This window comes from Vibrio sp. D173a, from assembly GCF_030248475.1.
This window is the reverse complement of the sequence record NZ_JAHGAH010001596.1, coordinates 1-815: the sequence shown is the minus strand read 5'-3', so window position 1 is coordinate 815 and position 815 is coordinate 1. Positions and strand designations below refer to the sequence as shown.

Genomic DNA, 815 nt, shown 5'->3' with positions numbered 1-815 from the left:
CAAAACCGACGTCGGCCCTGTGATTGATACCAACGCGAAACAGAAGCTGATGGCTCACCTTGAGAACATGACTCAAACGCAGAAGCGTGTTGCTCAGCTGACCTTGAGTGATGATTGCAAACATGGTGACTTCGTGCCACCAAGTGCTTTTGAAATCAATGATATTAGCTGCCTAACAGAAGAGCAGTTTGGCCCTGTGCTGCATATTGTTCGCTACAAAGCGTGCGAATTGGTACAAGTGGTTGAACAGATAAACCAAACTGGCTTTGGCCTGACTATGGGCATCCATAGCCGTAACGAAACCACTTATCGCTGGATTGAGAAACACGTTCGCGTGGGCAACTGCTACATCAACCGTGACCAAGTCGGTGCCGTGGTTGGCGTGCAGCCATTCGGTGGTCAAGGTCTATCTGGAACGGGTCCAAAAGCGGGTGGTCCCCACTACCTATACCGCTTTACCAATGTTCACTTTTCTCAAGCGCAGGTATAAGGAGCGATATCATGGTTCATCAAGTGACGGGTTTTTCCGATGCATTCCAAGCGTGGGAACAGTGGAACTTAACCGACTTTGAGCACAAAAGTACTCAAATTCTGGCATTAAAATCTGAAATCGAGAGTCAGTCAGCACCGCTAGCGGCAGTGGCGAGCTTCCATATAGAGCAGGCTTCTGCTCTGTTGGAAGAGCATCACATGTTAGTTGGGCCTACGGGTGAAACCAATGAGCTATACGCGGCTGGCCGTGGTGTGGCTTTGGTTATTGTCGATGAGACTCAAGACTCATTACCAACATTGCAAACGGCAACAGCAATGCTGAC

Annotated in this window: 1 protein-coding gene and 1 pseudogene; both read left to right on the top strand. The window is 49.2% G+C overall.

Going from position 1 to position 815, the window contains the following annotated elements:
- Positions 1-490: aldehyde dehydrogenase family protein (locus KIV40_RS35010; RefSeq protein ID WP_285354072.1), on the top strand; the 490-nt coding region annotated here is incomplete at its 5' end.
- Positions 491-501: 11 nt separating this feature from the next.
- Positions 502-815 (top strand): annotated as a pseudogene (locus KIV40_RS35005) (1-pyrroline-5-carboxylate dehydrogenase); the annotation flags it as partial.